Source organism: Actibacterium sp. 188UL27-1 (assembly GCF_016901225.1).
GTDB lineage: Bacteria > Pseudomonadota > Alphaproteobacteria > Rhodobacterales > Rhodobacteraceae > 188UL27-1.
Map to the genome: position 1 here is coordinate 1 of NZ_JAFEUL010000045.1, position 2,594 is coordinate 2,594.

The window sequence follows — 2,594 nt, forward strand, 5'->3', positions numbered from 1 at the left end:
GCCTGATGTTCTTTCAATATCCCGATTATCTGTTCTTCACTGAAACGGCTTCTCTTCATCATCTGTCTCCTTCTTGGAGAACAGGCTAACCAAAAACACCGGACATTTCAGGGGAGCAGGTCATGAGCGTTCCGGGCGACACTTTCGAAAAGGCTTCACTGGCGACCGGTCTAGCAATCGCAGCCATTGGGCTACTCAATGCCTTGCCGAGCTTTGGAGTGTTGCCACAAATTGGTCCGTTCCCGATTGATTGGTTTCGCCCAACATTTATCGGCCTTTCTGTCCTAACGGCCGTATTGCTAGTGATCCCGGACCTGCCGGTCAGCAAACCTGCAGGCTGGCTTCATATTACATTGCTGATCGTCTGCCTGCCAATGATCGCCTATGCGGGCTATGGGTATTTTGACGTCAGCCGGAAGATGGCGACCTCAATCTTTTTCTTCAGCGTGTCCGAAGCAATCACGGCGACAATTGCGGCGGCTGTGACAGTCTACCTCTGCTGGCACTTATGGGGGTCGACCATTGCAGCTCTGGGGTCAATTGCATTCGCTTATCTCGCCACAGGCCAGTATTGGCCCAGCGGGTTGGCAACAGCACCGCACGACATGGTTGAAACCATTGCAGCCAATATCTGGTATGCGACCGACCAAGGCATTCTGGGCAACATCATGGGCATTGTGCTTAGCACCGTACTGCCATTCATCATTCTTGGCAGCGTACTGGATGGCTGTGGTGCGGGTCGGTCGATGATCCGGATTTCGTTCCGTCTGATGCGACGGCTGAAGGGCGGTCCAGCCTATGCCGCGATTTCCGCCTCCGCCCTTTTTGGCACCGTTTCAGGCGGCGCCGTCGCCAATGTGGTGGGAACAGGCGTGGTCACGATCCCCATGATCAAAAGGCGCGGTTTTTCACCCAACTTCGCCGGGGCGGTCGAAGCCGCGGCCTCCACCGGGGGCCAGATTCTTCCACCGATCATGGGGGCGGCAGCACTGGTCATGGCGGATCTGATTGGCGTCAACTACCTGACGGTCATAACAGCAGCAATCATCCCGGCGATCGCCTATTATGCAAGCCTGTTCTTGGCAGTCTACTTTCAGGCCGGGAAAATCAAGCTGAAAACTTGTCAAGACGATGCCGCCGATCTTGAGGTTGCGCCTCAAGACTACATCAACTTGATTCTGGTTGTATTGCCCCTGGCGCTAATTGTGTGGCTTTTGATCAACGGATATTCACCGGCCGGCGCCTCGATCAGCGCGCTTCTTGTGCTGTTACCAGCTAGTTATCTGAATCCGGAGATCAGACAGAGACCGCTACGGCTTGTTCGGGCGCTAGCCGAGGGTGGACGCAGCATCGCCAAACTGGCCATCGCGATTGCCGTTGTTGGTATCGTGGTCGCCTCATTTTCGGCGACAGGTGTCCCCACCAAATTCGCTGTCTTGCTGTCGTCGGCCAGCGAGGTTTCGCTGTTTTTCGCACTGCTGGTCAGCGCCATCGGATGCGTCGTGTTGGGTATGGGGATGCCGACCTTGCCCGCTTACATCGCAATTGTCGTCGTCATGGGTCCAACGCTCACGAAATTCGGTATGGACCTGCTGACCGTCCATTTCTTAGTCTTCTTCGTCGGCGTGGCATCAGTGATCACGCCACCCGTCGCCCTTGCGTCCTATGCCGCAGCGGCCATCGCGGGTGGGCGGCCCATCGCCACATCCATCATCAGTAGCAAGATCGGTGCGATGATCTTCTTGATCCCCTTTGCTTTCGTCTTTCACCCCGAATTGCTGATCGTGGTCTCGGCGGGGGATGAGAGCGTCTTTTGGCTATCGCTCCTGTTTTTGGCGGCGACGCTCTATCTGTGCTCGAGCAGTTTGATCGGCTATGATCGCGCGGCACTCGGCGGCGTGGAACGTGCGTTGCGCCTCGCTGCGGCGGCTCTTCTCATCTCGCCTGTCGCCAGCGCGAACTGGGCCGGTCTGTTTCTGGGTACGGCTCTAGTCGGCTGGCATGTGCTGCGTCTGCGCTCGAAAGTGATCGAAAACGCGAAGGGAGCCTGAGCAATGGTCCGTGAGATCAAGAACATTCTGTTCATCATGTTCGACCAACTCCGATGGGACTACCTAAGTTGCTATGGACACAAAACCCTGCATACACCCAATATTGACCGTCTGGCAAAGAAAGGTGTGCGGTTTACTCGCGCCTATTGCCAATCGCCGATCTGCGGCCCGTCGCGCATGTCGACTTACACAGGCCGGTATGTTTCCAGCCACGGCGCGACCTATAACAGCGTGCCGCTAAAGGTTGGGGAACTCACCATGGGCGATCACCTGCGCAATGCCGGCATGCAGTCGTGGCTGATCGGCAAGACGCACTGGACTTGTCGCGATTTGATGCCGCTCCTTTGATAGCATTTACTGCAACAAAGGAGACGGACTATGGGACTGAAACGGACGGACGCATTCCGCCAGGATGCGGTGCGTATCGCGCTGACCAGTGGGCTTACGCGTAAGCAAGTGGCCGACGATCTGGGTGTTGGCATGTCGACGCTGCACAAATGGATTACGGCGCACCGAGACACGGAAGTGGTTTCGCAAGAGGAT

General features: G+C 56.4%; 2 protein-coding genes and 1 pseudogene. All 3 read left to right on the top strand.

Going from position 1 to position 2,594, the window contains the following annotated elements; genetic code table 11:
- Positions 1–122: 122 nt before the first annotated feature.
- Entirely contained in the window at positions 123–2,051 is a 1,929-nt protein-coding gene (locus IU397_RS23055; protein ID WP_204417968.1) for a TRAP transporter fused permease subunit, read from the top strand.
- A 3-nt stretch (positions 2,052–2,054) separates the two neighbouring features.
- A pseudogene (locus IU397_RS23060) lies at positions 2,055–2,366 on the top strand (sulfatase-like hydrolase/transferase); the annotation flags it as partial.
- 63 nt (positions 2,367–2,429) lie between these two features.
- A partial coding sequence (locus tag IU397_RS23065) for a transposase (protein ID WP_204417935.1) occupies positions 2,430–2,594 on the top strand: 165 nt, incomplete at its 3' end.

Bases quoted from the DNA above. Each gene is read 5' to 3' on its own strand.
- IU397_RS23055 (WP_204417968.1), top strand. From the start codon at position 123: ATGAGCGTTCCGGGCGACACTTTCGAAAAGGCTTCACTGGCGACCGGT.